The sequence below is a fragment of the Streptomyces sp. NPDC091292 genome, assembly GCF_044757265.1.
Lineage (GTDB): Bacteria > Actinomycetota > Actinomycetes > Streptomycetales > Streptomycetaceae > Streptomyces.
The window spans coordinates 38,500-55,497 of the sequence record NZ_JBIVUQ010000014.1 but is presented as its reverse complement, the minus strand read 5'-3'; the positions used below and the strand labels follow the sequence as shown (position 1 = coordinate 55,497).

Annotated in this window: 15 protein-coding genes; 9 read left to right on the top strand and 6 right to left on the bottom strand. The window is 70.3% G+C overall.

The annotated features are described in order from the left end of the window. Window position 1: 1 nt before the first annotated feature. The 6 genes from ACIQNU_RS30460 to ACIQNU_RS30435 all read right to left on the bottom strand — a co-directional run bounded on the left by ACIQNU_RS30460 (window position 2) and on the right by ACIQNU_RS30435 (window position 6,636). The gene (locus ACIQNU_RS30460) at window positions 2-994 is read right to left on the bottom strand and encodes an MCE family protein (protein WP_401372847.1); all 993 of its coding nucleotides are present in this window, start codon (window positions 992-994) and stop codon (window positions 2-4) included. A gap of 137 nt (window positions 995-1,131) precedes the next feature. After that, on the bottom strand, window positions 1,132-2,379 hold the full coding sequence (locus tag ACIQNU_RS30455) for an MCE family protein (protein ID WP_401372525.1): 1,248 nt from the start codon (window positions 2,377-2,379) through the stop codon (window positions 1,132-1,134). A 1-nt stretch (window position 2,380) separates the two neighbouring features. Further along, on the bottom strand, window positions 2,381-3,211 hold the full coding sequence (locus ACIQNU_RS30450; RefSeq protein WP_401372523.1) for an MlaE family ABC transporter permease: 831 nt from the start codon (window positions 3,209-3,211) through the stop codon (window positions 2,381-2,383). Window positions 3,212-3,218: 7 nt separating this feature from the next. Then, a complete protein-coding gene (locus ACIQNU_RS30445) occupies window positions 3,219-3,968 on the bottom strand; it encodes an MlaE family ABC transporter permease (RefSeq protein ID WP_389888203.1) in 750 nt (249 codons plus the stop codon). A 149-nt stretch (window positions 3,969-4,117) separates the two neighbouring features. Further along, window positions 4,118-5,137 (bottom strand): ABC transporter ATP-binding protein, encoded by a 1,020-nt coding sequence (locus ACIQNU_RS30440; protein WP_401372522.1) that lies wholly within the window; start codon window positions 5,135-5,137, stop codon window positions 4,118-4,120. A gap of 554 nt (window positions 5,138-5,691) precedes the next feature. After that, window positions 5,692-6,636 carry a hypothetical protein gene (locus ACIQNU_RS30435; protein ID WP_401372520.1) on the bottom strand — a complete coding sequence of 315 codons (945 nt, stop codon included), beginning with the start codon at window positions 6,634-6,636 and terminating at the stop codon, window positions 5,692-5,694. A 453-nt stretch (window positions 6,637-7,089) separates the two neighbouring features. On the opposite strand from ACIQNU_RS30435, the gene ACIQNU_RS30430 reads away from it, so the two are divergent. From ACIQNU_RS30430 to mug, 9 genes are all read left to right on the top strand, one after another. After that, entirely contained in the window at window positions 7,090-7,689 is a 600-nt protein-coding gene (locus ACIQNU_RS30430) for a hypothetical protein (protein ID WP_401372518.1), read from the top strand. A gap of 145 nt (window positions 7,690-7,834) precedes the next feature. Continuing rightward, complete coding sequence (locus tag ACIQNU_RS30425) at window positions 7,835-9,475, top strand: DUF6801 domain-containing protein (protein ID WP_401372516.1); 1,641 nt, start codon at window positions 7,835-7,837, stop codon at window positions 9,473-9,475. Between the two features lie 201 nt (window positions 9,476-9,676). Further along, window positions 9,677-10,894 carry a helix-turn-helix domain-containing protein gene (locus ACIQNU_RS30420; RefSeq protein WP_401372515.1) on the top strand — a complete coding sequence of 406 codons (1,218 nt, stop codon included), beginning with the start codon at window positions 9,677-9,679 and terminating at the stop codon, window positions 10,892-10,894. Window positions 10,895-11,005: 111 nt separating this feature from the next. After that, window positions 11,006-11,431 carry a GNAT family N-acetyltransferase gene (locus ACIQNU_RS30415; protein ID WP_401372513.1) on the top strand — a complete coding sequence of 142 codons (426 nt, stop codon included), beginning with the start codon at window positions 11,006-11,008 and terminating at the stop codon, window positions 11,429-11,431. 224 nt (window positions 11,432-11,655) lie between these two features. Continuing rightward, the gene (locus tag ACIQNU_RS30410) at window positions 11,656-12,987 is read left to right on the top strand and encodes a hemolysin family protein (RefSeq protein WP_401372512.1); all 1,332 of its coding nucleotides are present in this window, start codon (window positions 11,656-11,658) and stop codon (window positions 12,985-12,987) included. Then, entirely contained in the window at window positions 12,984-13,997 is a 1,014-nt protein-coding gene (locus ACIQNU_RS30405) for a hemolysin family protein (RefSeq protein ID WP_401372511.1), read from the top strand. The genes ACIQNU_RS30410 and ACIQNU_RS30405 overlap by 4 nt, the downstream gene beginning before the upstream one ends. Window positions 13,998-14,111: 114 nt before the next feature. Continuing rightward, the gene (locus ACIQNU_RS30400) at window positions 14,112-14,897 is read left to right on the top strand and encodes an SGNH/GDSL hydrolase family protein (RefSeq protein ID WP_401372510.1); all 786 of its coding nucleotides are present in this window, start codon (window positions 14,112-14,114) and stop codon (window positions 14,895-14,897) included. Between the two features lie 107 nt (window positions 14,898-15,004). Next, window positions 15,005-16,447, top strand: coding sequence for an adenylosuccinate lyase (gene purB / locus ACIQNU_RS30395; protein WP_401372509.1), 1,443 nt, complete (start codon window positions 15,005-15,007; stop codon window positions 16,445-16,447). A 44-nt stretch (window positions 16,448-16,491) separates the two neighbouring features. Continuing rightward, window positions 16,492-16,992, top strand: coding sequence for a G/U mismatch-specific DNA glycosylase (mug, locus tag ACIQNU_RS30390; protein WP_401372844.1), 501 nt, complete (start codon window positions 16,492-16,494; stop codon window positions 16,990-16,992). Window positions 16,993-16,998 lie beyond the last annotated feature (6 nt).

Here is a 16,998-nt window from a genome sequence, read left to right as displayed (position 1 = left end):
GTCACTGACACCTCGATTCGGTGACGGTGATGCCGGTCGGTGGCGTGGAGCCGTCGGACATGGTCACGCCGCCGACCTTCGCCTCGCAGAGGTAGAGGTTGAACCAGGACCCGTAGGACGCGAGGCGGGAGAGCGCGGTCATCTTGGCGGGCGTCTTGTCGAGGAAGTTCTCGATCTGCGGGATGCCCTTGCCGAGCGAGGTGGACAGCCGGCCGAGCTGGCGGATGTCCTCCTTGAGGGGTGCGCGGGCGTCCTGGAGGAGGTCCGCGGTCACCGTCGTCAGATCGCCCATCGCGGCGACGGCGTCCCCGAGCGGCTTGCGGTCGTCGTTGAAGCCGGACACCAGGTCCTGGAGGGTGACCACGAGGTCGTCGAACTGTGCCTCGCGGTCGTTGATGGTGGTCAGTACGTCGGTGAGGTTGCCGACGACCTGCCCGATGACCTTGTCCTTGGCGGCGACCGTCGAGGACAGCGAGCCGACGTGCTCGATGAGGCTGTCGACGGTGCCGCCCTCGCCCTGGAGGACCTTGACGATGGAACCGGCCAGCTCGTTGACGTCCTTCGGGGACAGGCCCTCGAACAGTGGCTTGAAGCCGTTGAAGAGGAGCGTCAGATCGAGGGCGGGGGTGGTGCGGGTGAGCGGGATCGTGTCGCCGGGAGCCAGGTCGCCGCTCGCCGTTCCGGTGCCGCGGTCGAGAGCGACGTACCGCTGGCCGACCATGTTGAGGTACTTCACGGCCGCGGTGGTGGTGCGCGGCAGGACCCGGTCGTCGTTGACGGTGAAAGTGACCTGGGCGGTGCGCTGGTCGACCACGCGGACGTCGGTGACCTCACCGACCTTCACACCGGAGATCCGTACGCCGTCGCCGTCGATGAGGCCGGTGATGTCGGTGAACAGGGCCTTGTACGTCCTGGTCGCCTTGCCGACACCGGTGTTGGCGATGGACAGGCCGAGGACGGTGGTGGCCAGGGCGGTGACGAGCACGAAGATCAGGGATTTGACGAGGGGGCCCGCGAGGCTGCGGCGCCGGGTGTGGCTGCCGTAGGTGTCTGAGGTGGTGGCGGAGGTGTCGGTGGTGTCAGTCGTGGTGGGGTCGCGGTCCGGGGTGTCGGGGCCCGGGGTGGGTGCGCTCACTTCAGCTTCACCTCCGTTCCGCGGTAGAGGGGCCCGGCGAGCAGGCTCGACCAGTCGGGCAGGTCGGCGGGCCGCTTCTTGGCGGACGGGGCGAGGAGTTCATTGACGAGGTCGTTCTCCTGCGGCGAGTTGGCGGGACCGAGGTCCTGCTCGGTGGCGGCCGACGGAGTGATGGGCACGGTCGCGGTGGACCCGAGGTAGGGCACCGGGTAGCAGCGCGGACCGCCGGTGGAGTCGTACCGCGGGGTGTCCTTGCCCGCGACGTAGTTGCCGCGCGAGGGCACGGTGGAGACCTCCACGTGGATGCCCGGCTGGTCGGTGCCCTTGCCGAGCGCCTGGTCCATCCGGGGCACCAGCTCCGCGAGGGTGCGCAGGGTGCACGGGAACTCGGGCGCGTACTCGGCGAGGAGTTCGAGGGTGGGCCGTGAGGTGGTCGACAGCCGGATGATGTTGTCCTTGTTGGCGCGCAGGAAGGCGTCGAGATCTTCGGCGGTCCTGGTGGTGGCCCCGTAGGTGGCGGCCAGGTCGCCCTCCTTCTCGGCGAGGGTGCCGCTCGTGGTGGTGAGGTCCCGCAGCGCGTCGAGGATGCCGGGTGCGGCGTCGGCGTAGATGTGCGACACCTTCACGAGCTGTTTCAAGTCCTCGTTGAGGGTGGGCAGATGGGGGTTGAACTTCTTCAGGTGGGCGTCGAGCTGGGTGAGTGTGTCGCCGAGCTGGTCGCCGCGCCCCTCCAGGGCCTGCGAGACGGCGGACAGCGTCGCGGACAGCTTCTGCGGCTGCACGGCCGTGAGCATCGGCAGTACGTCGTCGAGGACCTGCTGGAGTTCGATGGCGTTGGCCGACCGGTCCTGCGGGACGGTCGACCCGGCGGGCAGCGTCCGCCCGCTCGGGGCCCCCGGGGCGACGAAGGCGACGTACCGCTCGCCGAACAGGGTGGTCGGCAGCATCTGCGCACTGACGTCGTCGGGTACGTGGTCCAGGGCGCCCGGTTCGAGGGCGAGGGTGAGGCGGGCGCCCGTGGCGGTGGCGTCGATCTTGCGGACCTCGCCGAGGACGACACCGCGCATCTTCACCTCCGCGCCCAGGTGCATCTCGTTGCCGACGCTGCCGGTCTCGACCACGATCTCGTCCGACTCGGTGAAGTCCTTGTTGTAGACGGCGACGGCGAGCCAGATGAGCAGCGCGGGGACGAGCAGGAAGACGACTCCGGCGAGTCGTCTGCGGACGGTGGTGGCCCGGGTCATGTCAGCCCGCCACCTTCACCGTCGTGGTGGCGCCCCAGAGCGCCAGCGAGAGGAAGAAGTCGGTGACGCTGATGAGGACGATCGCATTGCGCACGGACCGCCCCACGGCGACACCGACGCCCGCGGGCCCACCGGTCGCCCGGTAGCCGTAATAGCAGTGCGCGACGATCACCATGACGCTGAAGATGAGCACCTTCAGGACCGACAGGACGACATCGGTCGGCGACAGGAACAGATTGAAGTAGTGGTCGTAGGTGCCTTGCGACTGGCCGTTGAAGACGACGGTGACGATGCGCGAGGCGACGTAGGAGGACAGCAGCCCGATCGCGTACAGCGGGATGATCGCGACGACTCCGGCGATGATGCGGGTGGTGACGAGGTACGGCATGGACCGCACACCCATCCCTTCCAGCGCGTCGACCTCCTCGTTGATGCGCATGGCGCCGAGTTGCGCGGTGAACCCGGCGCCGACGGTCGCGGACAGGGCGAGCCCGGCGACCAGTGGCGCGATCTCGCGGGTGTTGAAGTACGCGGAGACGAAGCCGGTGAAGGCGGCGGTGCCGATCTGGTCCAGGGCCGCGTACCCCTGGAGGCCCACGACGGTGCCGGTGGCGGCGGTCATGGCGATCATCACGCCGATGGTGCCGCCGATGACGCCGAGCCCGCCGGAGCCGAAGGCGACCTCGGCGAGCAGGCGCTGGACCTCCTTCATATAGCGGCGCAGGGTGCGCGGTATCCACGCCAACGCCCGTATGTAGAAGAGGAGTTGGTCGCCGCAGCGGTCGAGCCAGGCGAGCGGCGCGGCGAGCGCCGTGGTGAGGGGGGAGGCCATGGCGGGCTCAGCCTCCCTTCGGCGGAACGATCTGGAGGTAGATGCCCGTCATCACCATGTTCACGAAGAACAGCAGGATGAAGGTGATGACGACGGACTGGTTGACGGCGTCGCCGACGCCCTTGGGTCCGCCGCGCGGATTGAGGCCGCGGTAGGCGGCGACGATTCCGGCGATGAACCCGAAGATGAGCGCCTTGAGTTCGCTGATGTACAGGTCGGGAAGTTGGGCGAGCGCGGAGAAGGAGGAGAGGTACGCGCCCGGTGTGCCGCCCTGGAGGATGACGTTGAAGAAGTAGCCGCCGAGGGTGCCGACCACGGAGACCATGCCGTTGAGGAGGAGGGCCACGGACATGGTCGCGAGCACGCGGGGCACGACGAGCCGCTGCACGGGCGAGACACCCATCACGGTCATGGCGTCCAGCTCTTCGCGGATCTTGCGTGAGCCGAGGTCGGCGCAGATCGCCGAGCCGCCGGCGCCCGCGATGAGGAGGGCGACGATGAGCGGGCTCGCCTGCTGGATGACGGCGAGGACGCTGGCGCCGCCGGTGAAGGACTGGGCGCCCAACTGCTGGGTCAGCGAGCCGACTTGGAGCGCGATGACGGCGCCGAAGGGGATCGAGACGAGGGCGGCCGGGAGGATGGTGACGCTGGCGATGAACCAGAACTGCTCGATGAACTCGCGGAACTGGAAGGGCCGGCGGAAGATCGCACGGCTCACTTCGATGGCGAGGGCGAAGAGGCGGCCGGTCTGGCGCAGCGCGCCGAGCCCGGGGACGGGCGTGCCCGCGCCGCCGCTGCGGCGGTGCTTGGCCGTCGCGTCCTGGGGCGGCACGCCCTGGGGCTGCCCGCCTTGCCCGCCGGGGGACGGCTCGCCGGCCGGTACCGCCGGATGCTGTTCGTCCACGCTCACGAGACGCCCCCGGCGCCGGTACGGCGGGGCAGCACGGCCGTCGGTTCGAGAGCTTCGGCGTACGTCGCCTCGATCGCGGCGCGGGCCGAGGGCGGCAGCGTGTCGAGCATGCCGAGGACGCGTTCGCGGCGCCGGGCCACGGCCCTGCGGGGCGGCAGTCCTGGCGAGGGTTCGAGCTGCGGCACGATGGCGCGCGGCGAAATCGGCCCGTTGCCCGCCGAGCCCGCGGCCTCGGCGGCGAGCGTCGCGGCGTCCTTCTCCTCGGACATGCCGATCGGCCCGGCCTTGCTCGCGGTCAGGAACTGCGCCACGACGGGCTCGCGGCTGGTGAGCAGGACCTCGCGCGGCCCGAAGGTGACGAGGTTGCGCCGGAACAGCATCCCCATGTTGTCGGGGACGGTCGCGGCGATGTCGAGGTTGTGGGTGACGATCAGCATGGTCGCGTCGATCTGCGTGTTCAGGTCGATGAGCAGCTGCGAGATGTACGCGGTGCGGACGGGGTCGAGCCCGGAGTCCGGCTCGTCGCAGAGGATGATCTGCGGATCGAGTACGAGGGCGCGGGCGAGCCCGGCGCGCTTGCGCATACCACCGCTGATCTCGCCCGGCAGCTTCCCTTCCGCGCCCAGGAGCCCGACGACCTCGATGCGCTCCATGACGATGCGCCGGATCTCGGACTCCTTCTTGCGGGTGTGCTCGCGCAGCGGGAAGGCGATGTTGTCGAAGAGGGACATCGACCCGAACAGGGCGCCGTCCTGGAACATCAGCCCGAACAGCTTGCGCGTCTCCATGACGTCACGTTCGGGGCTGCCGACCATGTCGACCCCGTTGATGAGGACACGGCCCCGTTCCGGCTTCAGCAGTCCGATGAGGGACTTGAGGAACACGGTCTTCCCGGTCCCGGAAGGGCCGAGCATCACGCTCACCTCACCGGCGGGCAGGGTGAGGGTGACGTCCTGCCAGATGTTCTGCTTGCCGAACGACTTGGTCAGGCCCTCGACCCTTACTTCGATTCCCATCTCACCTCCAGCGTGTCGAGCAGGTCCAGCAGGTCCAACAGATGCGCCGACGCGCCGTGGGGGCTGATGTGCACCAAGAGGCGCACGTTAGGTTGATCGATGCCGTTCGGACAAGCGGTCGGAACGGCAATTCCGCAGCTCTTTCGGCCATTTGTCACCGGCTGATGAACCCGCCGGGATTCTTTGTCACCGAGTGAGCATTTCCGGGGGCCGAACAGGGTGGGACCTCGCGTCTCCGGGGGTTGGATGGACGAGGCCCCACCCACGGGGATCTCGGCCCGGAAGGAGGTTCGGGACGGCGTTTTCCCCATAGGAACTCCAGGTCGACAGGGGGGCGTCGACAAGGAGTCGAGCGGCCACACCCGGGACGTTACGACCGGGTAACCTAAGGCCGCAATACCGGGCTGCGAACTTTCCGCGCCGTGGATTTCTGTCACCGTTTTGTTGGCATCGGGCGAGTGAGTCGCGAGGCGAATGTGTGGGCGAGTGACAAGTTCACCGCCGCCATCCGCCGATGCCCGCCCGATGCCTGTACGGCCGTGCGCCCCTGCGGACTACCTCACGGCCGAGTGCCAGTACTCCGCGAGCAGCCGGCCCTCGTTCGGCACCACGGTGTCCGGCGAGGAGAAGGCGGCGACATACGTGGACGCGCTGTTGAGGACCACGTTGTTGTTGCCGGCGGCCGACGGGAGGCCCGACTTCAGGTTGACCGCCCAGTCCAGGATGCCCAGGAGACCGCAGCCGTTGGCGCCGGGAACGGCGTAGGTCGTGTCGCCCTGGTTCGCACCGAGTGCGCTGAGCCGGTTGAGCACGCCGGTCGTGTTCGGTGTGCCGTCACCGTCGAACCGTTCGGTCTTCACCGAGGGCGCGGTCGCGTTCTGCGGGCGCAGCACGATCGGGTTGGCGGCCGAGCCGATGTAGCAACTGCCGCCGAGGAACGGGTTGTCCAGCTTGATGCGCACCGGCAGCGAGATGATCGGCTGCCCCTTCATCACTCCGGCGAGCAGCTTGAAGTCGGTGGGTGTGTTCACCGATTCGACGGTGGCCGTGACCCGGTTCAGGCTGTTGTCGGTGAGCTGCTTGCAGATGGCCGTGACGACCGGGATGTCACTGGGGCACATCAACCCGAGGAGCCCGCCGGGCAGTTGGGCGGGTTCGGCGACGAGGGCGCCGCCGGGCGGGGAGACCACGGTGGAGGTTCCGTTGGAGTGCGTGATCACTCCCGCCTGGAGGTCCGTCTTGCCGGTCGGCACCTGGGAGCTGCCCAGTTTGATGGAGCCGCTGGCGGAGCTGGAGGCGATGCAGATCGCGGTGTCGATCTGGCCGTCGGCGGCGAGCATCGCGGGCGCGTCCACGGGGCAGCGCGTGAACGGGCCCCAGGAGCCGTTCAGTTGGGTGGCGGCGGACGAGGGGGCTACGGACGCCAGCGTGGCGAGCGCGGTCACCACGGCGACGGTGCCCGCACGGGCCAGGATCGGAATGCGTCTGATGGAGCGCATGGCGGTGTTCCCCTCACGGTCGGAAGTGCAGAGTCGGGAGTCGTCGGCCAGGGACGTTACTGACGGGAAACACCTGGCGGCAATGGGCTCGTTCACGGCATTTTCACAGGACACGGATTTGTCGTCGGATGAGTAACTGGCGGGTCCACCCACTCATTCGGTGAGCAATCCGTGTCCCCGTGGGAGAACTGCTCACGAGCCGATAAGAACCGACCCCGGTTTCGCTAAGCGGATGCCAGGAACAAGACAGTCCGCTCATACCCTTCGTGATTCTGCTGCGTTCCCATTGCGGCGCGAGGTTACTTACTCGTAACGTCCTTCGGCAGGCGACGGACAAGGCCGCAGTCCCACCTTCTGCGACGTCCGCGTGGAACGAGCCGTACTCCCAGCCCGGACCCCCAACCGAGCGGATTTCCCACTCACGTACGCGACACATCCCTGGAGGGATACATCGTGCGCAGTATCGCCAGAAAGACCGTGATCGCCACCGCCGCACTCGCCGCGGCCCTCGGCCTGTCCATCTCGTCGGCCTCGGCCACCGCGCAGGCCAACTTCACCATCACGCCGGGCGGCGCGTTCACGGCGAACGCCGTCAACCCGACCCTGACCGTGCCCGCGGCTCAGCTGACGTGCAACTCCTCGCAGGCCAAGGGCACCCTCAAGGCAGGATCGAACCCCGGCACCGGCATCGGCGACATCACGTCGATCACCTTCAACACCTGCAATGTGGCCGGCATCGACTTCACCGTCACCCCCGACAGCACCTCGTACCCGTGGAAGATCAACCTCGACACGATGACCGGGACGGACCGCGCGAACGGCACCATCACCGGTATCCGCGCGACGATCACCGGCTTCTCCTGTGTCGCCACCTTCTCGGGCAGCGTGACCGGCTGGTACCAGAACAGCAACCGCACCCTGCACGTCACCGGCGGCGGCACCCTGGCCGCGGGTTCCAACGCCAACTGCCTCGGTCTGATCAACCCGGGCGACAAGGCGAACTTCGTCGGGGACTACGTCCTGACGGCGAACCAGACGATCTCCTCGCCGTGACCCGGTAACCCCGGGCCACGCCCGCGGCCCGCCACCGAGCCACCGCTCGGCGGCGGGCCCGACGGCGTTCCCCGCCGGCACCGCGCGACCAGCACCCGCGACCAGCGATCAGCCGCACCCGCAAGAGCCCGACGAGAAAGGGCAGATGAACGTGGAACGAGAGACCGTCACCGGCAGCCGCACCGGAGCCGCCCGTACCTGGCGGATCGCGTCGGTCGCCTCGGTCGCGCTCGTCGCCGGCCTGCTGTCGGGCCCGGGTTCCCGCGCGGAAGAGGCTCCGGCGCCGGTCGTGATCGCCTATGCGTGCGTGCTGCCCCCGGGGGCGTCGCCGGAGCCGTCGGCTTCCGACGGGACGGACTCCGGCGCGGGTGCCGACTCCGGCGCGGCGACCGGCTCCGCTACGGGGAACGCGCCCGGCGCGGGGGCGGCTGCCGGCGCCGAGAAGCTGCGTATCACCGTGGAGATCGCCACCTCACTGCCCTCGGCGGCCACGGTCGGCAAGCCGATCCAGCCCGGACCCGTACGGGTCGAGGCGAGGGTGCCGTACGCCGAGCTGGCCCCGAGGTTCCCGACGGGCACGACCGGCCTGTCCGGCGAGGCGACACTCGGCGTCCAGGTCCGGCAGAACGACGACACGGCCGAAGCCACGTGGTCCCGGCTCACGGCGCAGACGGAGACTCCGGCGGCCGAGGAGGAGTTGCGGCTCGGGCACAGCGGCGAGGTGCCGACGATCACGGTGGGCTCCCCCGGAGACATCGAACTGGCCGCCGGCGGGCTCACCCTGACGGTGACGCCCACGGTCGACGGCGCCCCGGCGGACGGCTCCACCGCCACCCTGACCTGCGAACCGTCCGACCCCGATCAGGCCGCGTTCGCGCGGGTCGCCGTCCCGGGCGACGGGTCGCCGAGCGCTCCGGGCTCCTCCGCGTCCGGTGCGACGCCCGGGGACGGTGGCGCGGGACGCGACGGGATCGACGTGGCACCGGACGAGGACGGACCGCGCGGCGCGGAGACCTGCCCTGCCGAGCAGCCGACCGGCGACCTGGACCTGAGCCAGCTCCCGGAGCCCCGGCCGGGCACGGTCCTGAACCCTCCGTTCAAGCTGCCGGGTGTGCCCGTGTGTGCCTACGCGGTGGGCCTGGGCAGCGTGCGCAAACTGAACGGCTCGATGATCATCAATGATCCCGAGCGGGAACCGGCCCTCATGAACGTGCGCGCGAACATGCAGTCGACAACCCGCAGCGCCGGTCCGTTCTATGTCCGCTTCGACTCGCTCGGCGCCCTCGACCTGCCGGACTCCCGGTCCACGTTCCTGGGCTTCGGGTTCACCCCCGTGACGGCCGCGGTGGAGTTCGAGACGACGCCCATCACCATCTCCACGGGCACGATCGACGTCTTTCCGAACGCCGAGCCCTTCGCGGTGGTGACCTTCTTCCAGTCACTGCGCCTCCACGACGTGAAGGTGAACGGCACGCCGCTGGACGTCGGCCCGAACTGCCGTACGTCGAAGCCGTTCCGGGTGACCCTGCGCGGTGACTTCACCTCGACCACCGGCCGCTACACCAACGTCCTCATCGGCGGCCTGCTGACCGGCGCCGTGGACATCCCCTCGTTCACCGGCTGCGGCACGAAGGGCGAGGACGTGAGCCCCCTGTTCACGGCCTCGATCAGCGGACCCGGCAACCTCATCACCATGAATCAAGCCACCGTGTGCTCCCCCGGCGGAGTCGGAACGCCCGGCTGCCCGCCCGCGATCCCTCCGCTTCCCGGCGCCAAGACCCCCTGACGACAAGCGCTTTCCGGTCAATGCCGAAGCAAGTGGTATACATCACAGGGCAGTTGTTCTAGCTTCGGGTGGTCCCAAAGGTACGCACCTGACGGCCACGGAACCGCCACATCAGCACACCCGGCGCACACCCCCTCGCGCGGGCAGACCGGCGGTGCCGCAGACCACCCCCACCGGGCGCCCCGAGAGCAAGGATCTGGTATGCCTCTGCCCGTGCAGTCGTCGGACATGGACGAGCCCCTGGGTCCCCTTCCCCGGGAATTCGCGGCGATCATGCGACCCGAACTGCCCGGACTGCTCAAGGAGATCCGGGTCGAGGTCACCCGCGCCTACCCGGAGTACGCCCAACTGCTCAACGGCCCCAACGCCACCGCCATCCGACAGGGCTTCGAACAGAGCCTGTCCGCCTTCGTGGACCGCGTCGCCGATCCGGGGTCGTCCACCACGCTCCGCGACGAACTCCTGCGCACCTTCGGCCGGGTCGAGGCGTACGAGGGCCGGGACCTGGACACGCTCCAGGGCGCGTACCGGCTCGGCGCCCGCGTCGCGCTGCGCCGGGCCAAGTCCATCGGCCGCCGCTACGACCTCTCCCCCACTCTGCTGCTCACCTTCGCCGACTCGCTCTTCGCCTACGTCGAGGAGCTGGAGGCGCTGTCCCGCGAGGGCTATCTCGAAGTGCAGTCCCGCGCGGGTTCGGCGGGCGAGGCGTTACGAAGACGCCTCCTCCATCTGCTCCTCGCGGGCACTCCTCTGCCGCAGGCCACGCTGAGCGAGCTGTGCGACCAGACCGGTTGGCCGCTGCCCGACGAGGTCACCCTGGTCGCCCTGCGGGCGCCGGCCCCCGAGTTCGTCCAGGCAGGCCTCGACCACGACGTCCTCGCCGACCTCGGTGTCCCGCAGCCCCACCTGCTCGTCCCCGGGCCGCTCACCCCCGAGCGCCGCACCATGCTGGAGACCGCGGTCGCCGGGACCCAGGTCGCCTACGGCCTCACCGTCCCGACCGCCCAGGCCGCCGACTCGCTGCGCTGGGCCCGGCGCATCCTGCAACTCGTGGACGAGGACATCGTTGCCGCCGCGCCCGTCCTCGACTGCGCCGACCACCTGGTCACGCTCTGGCTGCTGTCCGACCCGGCCCTGCTCACCGAGGTCGCCGCCCGCGAACTGGCCCCGCTGAACGGCGCGTCCGGGAACCGCAGGGCCCGTCTGGTCGAGACCCTGCACGCCTGGCTCACCACCCGCGGCACCGCGGAACAGGTGGGCGACGCGCTCGGCGTCCACGCCCAGACCGTCCGCTACCGGCTGCGCAATCTGGAAGCGCACTTCGGGGACCAACTCGACAATCCCGAAAGGCGGTTCGCCATGGAGACGGCGCTGCGGGCGCTGCATCTCCACGGCACGCTCCTGCATCCCGCCGAGTGAGGCGCGCCGCCGATGCGGCGCCGGGGTCGATCCGGGGCGGGGGTCACTCCGGGGCGGTGGTCGCTCCGAAATCGTTCGCCGGAAGGACGCGCTCTCTGCTTGGCTCCCCGCATGAGCGATCTCCACGTCCGCCCCGCCGCCCCCTCCGACGTCGACGCCGTCCTGCGGTTCTGGCGCGAGGCCGCGGAGGGCACGAGCATCAGCGACGACCCGGCCGGTGTGGCCCGGCTCATCGCACGCGACCCCGATGCCCTGCTGCTCGCGGAGCGTGACGGCGTACTCACCGGGACCGTGATCGCCGGATTCGACGGCTGGCGCTGTCACCTGTACCGGCTCGCCGTGCACCCCGACCACCGGCGCAGGGGCGTGGGCTCCGCGCTGCTCGCGGCGGCCGAGGCGCGGTTCGCCCGCATCGGTGGGCGCCGGGGCGACGCGATGGTCCTGAAGCGGAACGAGAGCGCGCAGCACGCGTGGCGGGCGGCCGGATACGCTCCGGAGGAGCAGTGGCGGCGCTGGGTGAAGCACCTGGACGGATAGACGGCGGCCGGACGGGACCCTTGGGGCCCCCGTGGAGGTCGGGTCGGGTCGCGTTGCTTTGCGGGTCCTTTACCATAGTCGCACCCCTGTTCTCCCATTCTCCGTGAGACGAGTTCTCCGGTTCTTTGTGAAAGGTGTGAGCGTCCGTCCATGGGCGAGCCTCCCAGTAGTCGACATCGCGCGTTCCGTACGTCCCTGCATGATCATGGGACGGAGGTGACCCGATGACCGAAGTGCTCCTGCTCGCCGTGGCGGTTCTGCTCTCGCTGGCCTGCGGAGCCTTCGTCGCGGCGGAGTTCTCGCTCACCACCGTCGAGCGCGGCGACCTGGAACAGGCCGTGGAGCGCGGCGAGCGCGGCGCGGCCGGTGCGCTCAAGGCCGTCCGGAACCTCACCTTCCAGCTGTCCGGGGCGCAGCTCGGGATCACCGTCACCAACCTCGTCGTCGGCATGCTCTCGGAGCCGTCCATCGCGAAGCTCATCGCGGGCCCGCTGGAGAGCCTCGGCATACCCGGCTCGGCGGCGAGCACCGTGGCCCTCGTCCTGGGTACCGCACTGTCGACCGTTTTCCTGATGGTCGTCGGCGAGCTGGTGCCGAAGAACTGGGCGATCTCCTCGCCGCTGGCCGTCGCCAAACGGGTCGCGACCCCGCAGCGCCTGTTCACCACGGCCTTCCGCCCCTTCATCAGCCATCTGAACAACACCGCCAACCACGCGGTGCGCCGTATGGGCCTCGAACCCGCAGAGGAGCTGGCGTCGGCGCGCGGACCGCAGGAGCTGGTGGCCCTGGCCCGGCACTCCGCGAAGGCGGGCGCGCTGGAGGCCGACACCGCGGAACTCTTCGTCCGCACCCTGAACCTCGCCGACCTCACCGCCGAGAACGTGATGACGCCGCGCGTCCAGGTCATGGCCCTGGAAGCGCAGGCGACCTGCGAGGACGTGGCGAACGCGACCCGCGCCACCGGGCTCTCGCGGTTCCCCGTGTACCAGGGCAATCTCGACACGGTCGTCGGTGTCGTGCACATCAAGGACGTCCTCGCGGTACCCGCCGAGCGGCGCCGCCGTGAGCGGGTCTCCGGACTGATGCGCGAGCCGCTGCTGGTCCCCGAGTCCCTGACCGTCGAACGCCTCCTGGACCGGCTGTCCGGCAAGCGGACGATGGCCGTCGTCATCGACGAGTACGGCGGCACCGCCGGGGTCGCGACGCTGGAGGACATCGTCGAGGAGGTCGTCGGCGAGGTACGGGACGAACACGACCCGCACGAGACCCCCGATCTGGCCCCCGCGGGAGCGGACGACGACGGCCGCACGCTGTACTCGGCGGACGGCTCGGCCCGGATGGACCAGCTAGCCCGCATGGGCCTGCGCGTCCCTGACGGCCCGTACGAGACGCTGGCCGGTCTGGTCGCCACCGAGCTGGGGCGTATCCCGGCGGCGGGCGACACCGTCGAGGTGGCCGGCTGGCGGCTCGACGTCGTGGACGCGAGCGGACGCCGCGCGGCCCGCCTGCTGCTGCACGAACCTGTCACCCCGGTCGGGGCGGAGGAGGAGCGATGATCGCCGTCCAGTTGCTGATCGGCCTGGCGACCCTGGTCGCGAACGCCTTCTTCGTCGGCGCCGAGTTCGCCCTGATCTCGGTGCGCCGCAGCCAGATCGAGCCGCACGCCGAGGAGGGCGACCGGCGGGCCCGCAGTGTGCTGTGGGGCCTGGAGCACGTGTCGGCGCTGCTGGCCGCCGCTCAGCTCGGTATCACCCTGTGCACGCTGGTGCTCGGTGTGGTCGCCGAGCCCGCCATCGCGCATCTGCTGGAACCCGTGTTCCACGCGGTGGGCGTGCCGGACGGTGTGATCCACCCGATCTCGTTCGTGATCGCGCTGGCCGTGGCCACGTATCTGCACATGCTGCTCGGCGAGATGATCCCGAAGAACATCTCGCTCGCCGAGCCGGTGCGCAGCGCGCTGATCCTGGGGCCGCCGCTGGTCGCCCTGGCGCGCGCCCTGCGTCCGGTGATCTTCACGGTGAACGCCTTCGCCAACGGGCTGCTCCGGCTGCTGCGCGTGGAGGTCAAGGACGAGGTCACCGCGACCTTCTCGGACGACGAACTCGCGCGGCTCGTCAAGGACTCCGGTGACGCCGGGCTGATCGACGGCCGCGCGCAGGAGCGCCTTCACGACGCCCTTGAGCTGGGCCGCCGCCCGGTCAACGACGTGGTGCTGCCCGTCGAACGCGTGGTCTACGCGCACCTGGGCGTCACGCCCGAGCATCTGGAGCGGCTGTCGACCGAGTCCGGGTTCTCGCGCTTCCCCGTGGTGGACGACGGGCAGCGGATCGTGGGCTATCTGCATGTGAAGGACGCCCTCGACGCGATGCCCCGCGACCTGCCCTTCCAGATCCGCGACATGCGCCCGATCGCCCGGATCCGCGCGACGACGCCCCTGGACGACGTCCTCACGGCGATGCGCCGCAGCCGTACGCATCTCGCGGCGGTCATCGGCTCGGACGGGAAGCTCGCGGGTCTGGTGACCATGGAGGACGTCCTGCGGGAGCTGTTCGGCCAGCCTGCGTAGACGGTGGGGCGCGGGGGGTCGCGGGGCGGGCGTGGTGGGTGAGCGGGGGGGCGTCGCGGTGGGTGGCCGGGCCCGGGTGCCTCGGGATCCGACCGCGATACGATCGCTCCCGCCATGGAGATCAATGCCAACTACACCAGTCTCGTCGCGGTCGGCGACAGCTTCACCGAGGGCATGTCGGACCGGCTGCCGGACGGCTCGTACCGTGGCTGGGCGGACCTTCTGGCGGCCCGCATGGCCGCCCGGACGCCCGGCTTCCGGTACGCGAATCTCGCCGTCAGGGGCAAGCTCATCGGCCAGATCGTGGACGAGCAGATCGCCACGGCGGCGGCGATGCGGGCCGACGTGGTGACGCTGGTGGGCGGGCTGAACGACACGCTCCGGCCCCAGTGCGACATGGGCCGGGTCCGCGCCCTCCTGGAAGAGGCCGTCGAACGCCTCGCGCCGAGCTGCGAGCGGCTGGTCCTGATGCGCAGCCCCGGACGCCAGGGTCCCGTCCTGAAACGGTTCCGCCCCCGCATGGAGGAGCTGTTCGCCTGCGTCGACGCGCTGGCGGCCCGGCACGGCGCGGTCGTCGTGGACCTGTACGGGGCTCCCGTACTCGGCGATCAACGGCTCTGGGACGTGGACCGGCTGCACCTCACCGGCGAGGGGCACCGCCGGGTCGCCGAGGCGGTCTGGCAGGCGCTCGGGCACCCGCCCGAGGACGACTGGCGGGCGCCGCTCGCCCCGGCACCGGCCCCGAGCTGGGCCGCCCGCCGGACCGCCGACGTCCGCTTCGCCCGGCAGCATCTCGTGCCGTGGATCGGGCGCCGGCTCACGGGCCGCTCGTCGGGCGACGGCCGCCCGGCCAAACGACCGGAGCTGCTGCCGTACGAGGGGTTGTCGCAGGACGTGTAGGTGTCGGTCCTGGTAGGCGTCGGTCCTCGTAGCTGTCGGTCCTCGTAGGTTCCGACGAACGGACCCATGGCGCTGGCCTGCGCGAATCGACAGTAGAATCCGTCCACGTGACTCCTGCGCCTGCGAAGCCCCGTATCCCCAACGTCCTGGCCGGTCGCTATGCCTCCGCCGAGCTGGCCACCCTGTGGTCGCCCGAGCAGAAGGTACGGCTGGAGCGTCAGCTGTGGCTCGCCGTACTGCGCGCCCAGAAGGACCTCGGGATCGACGTACCGGACGCGGCGCTCGACGACTACGCGCGCGTGCTGGACGACGTCGACCTCGCCTCGATCGCCGAGCGCGAGAAGGTCACGCGCCATGACGTGAAGGCCCGGATCGAGGAGTTCAACGCCCTCGCAGGTCATGAGCACGTCCACAAGGGCATGACCTCGCGGGACCTCACGGAGAACGTCGAGCAGCTTCAGATCCGGCGATCCCTGGAGCTGATGCGTGACCGCACGGTCGCGGTCCTCGCCCGCCTCGGCAAGCTCGCGGGCGAGTACGGCGAGCTGGTCATGGCGGGCCGCTCGCACAACGTCGCCGCGCAGGCCACCACGCTGGGCAAGCGCTTCGCGACGGCCGCCGACGAACTCCTCGTGGCGTACGGACGGGTCGATGAGCTGCTGGCCCGCTATCCGCTGCGCGGCATCAAGGGCCCGGTGGGCACCGCGCAGGACATGCTCGACCTGCTCGGTGGCGACGCGGCGAAGCTCGCCGATCTTGAGCAGCGCATCGCCGCGCACCTGGGTTTCTCGCAGGCGTTCACCTCGGTCGGCCAGGTCTACCCGCGCTCCCTGGACTACGAGGTCGTCACCGCGCTCGTCCAGGTCGCCGCGGCGCCGTCGTCGCTCGCGAAGACGATCCGGCTGATGGCGGGCCACGAACTGGTCACCGAGGGCTTCAAGCCGGGCCAGGTCGGCTCGTCGGCGATGCCCCACAAGATGAACACCCGGTCCTGCGAGCGCGTGAACGGTCTGATGGTGATCCTGCGGGGTTACGCGTCCATGACCGGCGAACTGGCGGGCGACCAGTGGAACGAGGGCGACGTCTCCTGCTCGGTGGTCCGCCGGGTCGCGCTGCCCGACGCGTTCTTCGCTCTCGACGGGCTCCTGGAGACGTTCCTGACGGTGCTCGACGAGTTCGGCGCCTTCCCCGCCGTCGTCGCGCGGGAGCTGGACCGCTATCTGCCGTTCCTCGCCACCACGAAGGTGCTCATGGGTGCCGTACGGGCGGGTGTCGGCCGTGAGCTGGCGCACGAGGCGATCAAGGAGAACGCGGTCGCGTCCGCGCTGGCCATGCGCGAGCAGGGCGCCGAGCGCAACGAACTGCTCGACAAGCTCGCCGCGGACGACCGGATTCCGCTGGACCGTGCGCAGCTCGACGCGCTGATGGCGGACAAGCTGTCCTTCACGGGCGCGGCCGGCGACCAGGTGGCGGCCGTCGTCGCCCGGGTCGAGGAGATCGCGAAGCGGCATCCGGAGGCCGCGGGGTACACGCCGGGGGCGATCCTCTGACGGCGCGGTTCAGCGCCGCCGAACTGGAGGCCGCACGGGACCGGCTGGTGCCGGACATCAGCGCCGACGGCCTGCGTGTCCTGTTCTGCGGGATCAACCCTGGCCTGATGACGGCGGCGACGGGCCACCACTTCGCCCGCCCCGGCAACCGCTTCTGGCCGGTCCTGCACCTGTCCGGCTTCACACCCCGGCTCCTGCGGCCGTCGGAGCAGGACGAGTTGCTGTCGTACGGGCTCGGCATCACCAATGTGGTGGCCCGCCCGACCGCCCGCGCCGACGAGTTGACGCCCGGCGAGTACCGCGAGGGCGGGCGCCTGCTGACCGCGAAGGTCGCGCGGCTGCGCCCGCGCTGGCTCGCCGTGGTGGGCGTCACCGCGTTCCGCGCCGCCTTCGACGACCGCCGGGCCACGATCGGCCCGCGCGACGCGACGATCGGCGGCAGTCGCGTCTGGGTCCTCCCCAACCCCAGCGGCCTGAACGCGCACTGGACGGCCGCGACGATGGCGGAGGAGTACGGGCGCCTGCGGGTGGCGGCTGCGGAGTAGTCGGTA

What these genes read in the sequence shown, in the direction of transcription:
- ACIQNU_RS30455 (WP_401372525.1), bottom strand. Translation starts at nt 2,379, where the DNA reads ATGACCCGGGCCACCACCGTCCGCAGACGACTCGCCGGAGTCGTCTTC.
- ACIQNU_RS30450 (WP_401372523.1), bottom strand. Translation starts at nt 3,211, where the DNA reads ATGGCCTCCCCCCTCACCACGGCGCTCGCCGCGCCGCTCGCCTGGCTC.
- ACIQNU_RS30440 (WP_401372522.1), bottom strand. Translation starts at nt 5,137, where the DNA reads ATGGGAATCGAAGTAAGGGTCGAGGGCCTGACCAAGTCGTTCGGCAAG.
- ACIQNU_RS30435 (WP_401372520.1), bottom strand. Translation starts at nt 6,636, where the DNA reads ATGCGCTCCATCAGACGCATTCCGATCCTGGCCCGTGCGGGCACCGTC.
- ACIQNU_RS30425 (WP_401372516.1), top strand. Translation starts at nt 7,835, where the DNA reads ATGAACGTGGAACGAGAGACCGTCACCGGCAGCCGCACCGGAGCCGCC.
- ACIQNU_RS30420 (WP_401372515.1), top strand. Translation starts at nt 9,677, where the DNA reads ATGCCTCTGCCCGTGCAGTCGTCGGACATGGACGAGCCCCTGGGTCCC.
- ACIQNU_RS30415 (WP_401372513.1), top strand. Translation starts at nt 11,006, where the DNA reads ATGAGCGATCTCCACGTCCGCCCCGCCGCCCCCTCCGACGTCGACGCC.
- ACIQNU_RS30410 (WP_401372512.1), top strand. Translation starts at nt 11,656, where the DNA reads ATGACCGAAGTGCTCCTGCTCGCCGTGGCGGTTCTGCTCTCGCTGGCC.
- ACIQNU_RS30405 (WP_401372511.1), top strand. Translation starts at nt 12,984, where the DNA reads ATGATCGCCGTCCAGTTGCTGATCGGCCTGGCGACCCTGGTCGCGAAC.
- ACIQNU_RS30400 (WP_401372510.1), top strand. Translation starts at nt 14,112, where the DNA reads ATGGAGATCAATGCCAACTACACCAGTCTCGTCGCGGTCGGCGACAGC.